The 4,337-nt window shown below is 36.4% G+C and carries 6 protein-coding genes; all 6 read left to right on the forward strand.

Annotated elements, in window-relative coordinates; translation table 11 throughout:
• The coding region (locus GSY74_RS09250; protein ID WP_223157522.1) for a hypothetical protein at positions 1–851 on the forward strand (851 nt) is incomplete at its 5' end.
• Positions 852–968: 117 nt separating this feature from the next.
• Positions 969–1,274 carry a 50S ribosomal protein L21 gene (gene rplU, locus GSY74_RS09255; RefSeq protein ID WP_164664818.1) on the forward strand — a complete coding sequence of 102 codons (306 nt, stop codon included), beginning with the start codon at positions 969–971 and terminating at the stop codon, positions 1,272–1,274.
• Positions 1,275–1,288: 14 nt separating this feature from the next.
• Positions 1,289–1,543: a 50S ribosomal protein L27 gene (gene rpmA / locus GSY74_RS09260; RefSeq protein WP_164664819.1), complete on the forward strand. Its 255-nt coding sequence runs from the start codon at positions 1,289–1,291 to the stop codon at positions 1,541–1,543.
• Between the two features lie 147 nt (positions 1,544–1,690).
• The gene (gene obgE, locus GSY74_RS09265; RefSeq protein ID WP_164664820.1) at positions 1,691–2,806 is read left to right on the forward strand and encodes a GTPase ObgE; all 1,116 of its coding nucleotides are present in this window, start codon (positions 1,691–1,693) and stop codon (positions 2,804–2,806) included.
• On the forward strand, positions 2,806–3,573 hold the full coding sequence (gene proB, locus GSY74_RS09270; protein WP_164664821.1) for a glutamate 5-kinase: 768 nt from the start codon (positions 2,806–2,808) through the stop codon (positions 3,571–3,573). The genes obgE and proB overlap by 1 nt, the downstream gene beginning before the upstream one ends.
• Before the next feature lie 17 nt (positions 3,574–3,590).
• The gene (gene modA, locus GSY74_RS09275; RefSeq protein WP_164664822.1) at positions 3,591–4,337 is read left to right on the forward strand and encodes a molybdate ABC transporter substrate-binding protein; all 747 of its coding nucleotides are present in this window, start codon (positions 3,591–3,593) and stop codon (positions 4,335–4,337) included.

Genomic DNA, 4,337 nt, shown 5'->3' on the forward strand with positions numbered 1-4,337 from the left:
ATATAATGGGAGACTTAAGATTAAAAGCACAAAGTATATTAAAATTAAAACAGCAAGAGAAAGAGGTTGAAGTAGAAAAGAAGGAATTATCTTTAGAGGAGATGATTAATTATAGAAAACATCTATCTAAGAGAGAGTTTACAGAAAAAATTCAACAAGAGATAGATGAGTTTCAATTTAATCTATTAGAGTCTGCTAATAATGGAGAGCCACTGAAAATAGATATTTTAGAGCTTGAAGATGATATGTTCTCAAGAAAAGACAGTAGTAGTATTAAAACATTAACAAAATACCTTCCGATAAAGCAGAAGGTAGCGACATTTTTAAATGAGACTAATTTTGAGTTTGTTACTGATAATATTATTACAGATGAGACTCTGCAAAAGTTATATACTACTATATATGAAAATGGTATCTATCCTATATGGAAGATAAGAGAATCTAGCAGTGATAGCAGACTGATTGTACTCTATTTGGAAGTTAATCCACTAATTGCTTTTGAAGAGAAGAGAGTAGAGCTCAAAAAAAAGATTGAACAGCGTAAAAAATTTGAAAACCATGCAGTTGTTTTATATAAAAGAAACTTAAAAGAGATGGAAGATGTAGATAAGAGAGTTAGGGTAAAGGATTTTATATGGAGTTTTCTCTCTACACTCTATATATCTGTAGTTATTTTAACAATCCTCTCTAGTGCTTTGGGGCTTTTCCCTGTGGAGAAGATTGCGGATACATTCTCTTTGGTAGCTCTGGCTTGGCCATACTTTTTATTTACAGAGTTTAAAGGTCTCTTTATCCTCTCTCTTCCAATAGGTGTTATTTTTTCTCTATTTATCGCCTATAAAAAAAGTTAGTTAGAGAAACCTCTTACCTTTAAAAAAGAATTAAAACTCTTTTGGGTATAATCTCAAACTTTTTTAAAAACGCCAATACTCTTATTGGTGTTATAACAATCAATAGAAGGGTTTGCAATGTACGCAATCATTAAAGCAAGTGGTCAACAATTTAAAGTTCAAGAGGGTGATATTATCTGTTTTGATAAGATGAGTCTTGAGCCAAAAACTGCTGTAGAGTTCAAAGAAGTTCTAGCAGTAGATAACGGTGAATTAACTGTAGGAGCTCCTTTTGTAGAGGGTGCTGTGGTTAAAGGTGAGGTGATTAACGAAGGTCGTGACAAAAAAGTTATCATCTATAAGAAGAGAAGAAGAAAAGATTCAAAGCTCAAAAGAGGTTTCAGAAGAGACTTTACTAGAGTCAGAATAACAAGTATAGCGTAAGGGAGCATTATAATATGGCACACAAAAAAGGTCAAGGTTCTACACAAAATAATCGTGATTCAGCTGGTCGTAGACTAGGTGTAAAAAAATATGGTAGTGAAACTGTAATCCCTGGTAATATTATTATCAGACAAAGAGGAACAAAAGTTCACCCAGGTACAGGTGTTGGTATGGGTAAAGACCATACAATTTATGCTCTTATTGAAGGTGTTGTTAAATTTAGCAATGTTAGTAAAAGTAAAAAAAGAGTCTCTGTAATACCTGCATAATTTTCGTAGGGGTAGACCCATGTGTCTACCCTTCATTATATTTTTTATTCCCTTCTTTATCTTTTTAGATATAATTCCAAAAAATCATAATAACTATTCCTATATAAGATATGTATTGTATATAGTAGTGTTTATTAAAGGAAACAGATGTTTGTAGATAGTGTAGAGTTAATGTTGAGTTCAGGAAAAGGTGGGGCAGGGTGCATCTCCTTTTGGACAGAGAAGTTTGTGGCAAAAGGTGGACCCGATGGTGGTGATGGTGGTAAAGGTGGTTCAGTTTACTTTACTGTAGATAACAATACCGACACGCTCTCCGCCCTAAGAGGTCGAAATCATATTAAAGCAGAAAATGGTCGCCCTGGTGAGGGTCGTAAGTGTTATGGTCGTAAAGGAAAGAGTATAGAGATTGTTGTGCCTCCAGGGACACAGATTGTAGATGCTTTGACTGATGAGATTCTTTTTGATTTGGTTGAAGAGGGAGAGAATGTTCTCTTTTTAGAAGGAGGAAAAGGTGGGCTTGGCAACACGCATTTTAAGCGTTCAACCAATCAGAGACCTACTTACGCTCAACCAGGGTTACCAGGGATTACCAAAGAGATTCGTCTGGAGATGAAACTTATCGCTGATGTTGGTTTGGTAGGTTATCCTAGTGTTGGAAAGTCAACACTTATCTCTGCTATCTCCAATGCACGACCCAAAGTAGCATCGTATGAGTTTACAACATTGATACCAAACTTGGGTGTGGTTATGGTTGGTGAGTTTGACTCCTTTATGATGGCTGATATACCAGGGATTATCGAGGGTGCAAGTGATGGTAGAGGGCTTGGTTTGGAGTTTTTGAAGCACATTGAGAGAACCAAAACGCTTCTTCTACTTGTGGATGCTGCGAATTATCGTGAGATGAAGTATCAGTATGAGACGCTATTGGTGGAGCTTCAACGCTACTCTAGTGAATTGGCAGGAAGAAAATTTGCTGTTGCGATTACAAAGTGTGATTCGTTCTCTACGGATGAGGTTAATAGATTGACCGAGCAGTTTATAGAGGATATTGGGTTTAATATCAATAAGACACTAAATAGATATAAAGCAAACAAAGAGTACAGCTCTTATGGTTTTGTAGAAGATTTTGGGGTTGATTTACCTGTCGATGAGCCACTGTTTGTCTTGCCTATCTCTTCTGTTTCTCATCTCAATACCGAAGCACTCCGTTATGCTCTCAAAGGTTTTGTAAAGAGTGTTGAAGAGCAGGAAAAAGAGGCGTAATGAGCTACAATCGCATTGTTATCAAAGTTGGTTCCCATGTCTTGACTGAAAAAGAAGCTGTAGCCAAAGATAGAATGCGAGATTTGGTTGACCTTATAGCCTCCTTGATGAAAAAAGGTCAAGAGGTCATATTGGTAAGTTCGGGGGCAGTATCGGCTGGTTATACCGTTTTGCCACTGGATAGATGGAGTGTGGGAAACAAACAGGTATTAGCAGCCATTGGTCAGCCACTGATACTAAAAATGTATCAAGAGAAGTTTGCAAGACACGGTATTTTGTGTTCACAAGTTCTACTAAGTGCAGCCGATTTGGATTCTAAAAAAAGAACCCATTTGGCACAATTGGCAATAGATAATCTTTTAGCCAATGGCGTAGTTCCTATTATTAATGAAAATGATGTTATCGCAACAGAGGAGTTGGTTTTTGGAGATAATGACCAACTATCAGCCTCTGTTACAGAGAATTTTAATGCCCAACTTTTAGTAATCCTATCTGATATAGATGCTCTTTATGATAAAGATCCAAGAAAATTTGAGAGTGCTAAAGTGCGTGAAAAAGTAAGTCTAATTACTCCAGAAGAGCTTGATGCACCCTCTACAGCCAATAATGAGTTTGCTACAGGTGGGATTGTGACAAAACTAAAAGCAGCTCACTTTTTGTTAGAACGAGATAAAAAAATGTTTTTAGCTACTGGTTTTGGATTGGATGATGCTAGAAGTTTTCTGTTTGATGGTATTCAGAAGGGTGGGACATTTTTTTCTAATTAAGTTTTGGAAGGAAAAATATGAGATTAAAACTACTATTTATATTAATATTTTCTGCATATCTTGATGCAGGAAAAATTACAATCGCAGTTGCCGCCAATGTGAGTTATGCTATTGATGATTTGAAAAAAGAGTTTAACAGGCTCTATCCTGATACTAAAGTGCAAGTGATATTAGGAAGTACAGGAAAGCTAACAGCACAGATAAAACATGGAGCTCCATATCAGATTTTAATGGGGGCAAATATGAAGTATCCTGAAGCTCTCTATGCAGAAGATTTTGCTGTTACTAGACCTTTGGTTTATGCACAAGGTTCATTGGCATATCTTAGTTCTAAAAAGCGAGATTTTTCAAATGTGATGGAGTTGCTAAAGAGTGATAAGATAGAGAAGATAGCTGTTGCCAATCCAAAGACTGCTCCTTATGGAATAGCTACAGCAGAAGCACTTAAAAATGCAAAAATATTTGATGAGATAGAGAAGAAATTTGTATATGGTGAGTCCATCTCTCAAACAGTTACCTATGCAACAAAAGCCACCGATATAGGGTTTATTGCTAAGTCCTCTCTCTTTAGTCCACATATGGCTCATTTTAAAAAGGGTGAGAATTGGGCTGATGTCGAGGCTACTCTATATACGCCAATTAATCAGGGAATTGTGATACTCAAAGAGGGTGAGAAGAGTGCTGAGGTTTCGGCTTTTTATGCTTTTATAATGTCTAAGAGGGCTAAGAAGATTTTTGAAGCGTTTGGGTATATTGTGCCATGA

This window comes from Sulfurovum sp. bin170 (genome assembly GCF_010892395.1).
Taxonomy (GTDB): Bacteria; Campylobacterota; Campylobacteria; order Campylobacterales; family Sulfurovaceae; genus UBA1140.

Coding starts and splice junctions, on each gene's coding strand:
- rplU (WP_164664818.1), top strand. CDS start 969: ATGTACGCAATCATTAAAGCAAGTGGTCAACAATTTAAAGTTCAAGAG.
- rpmA (WP_164664819.1), top strand. CDS start 1,289: ATGGCACACAAAAAAGGTCAAGGTTCTACACAAAATAATCGTGATTCA.
- obgE (WP_164664820.1), top strand. CDS start 1,691: ATGTTTGTAGATAGTGTAGAGTTAATGTTGAGTTCAGGAAAAGGTGGG.
- proB (WP_164664821.1), top strand. CDS start 2,806: ATGAGCTACAATCGCATTGTTATCAAAGTTGGTTCCCATGTCTTGACT.
- modA (WP_164664822.1), top strand. CDS start 3,591: ATGAGATTAAAACTACTATTTATATTAATATTTTCTGCATATCTTGAT.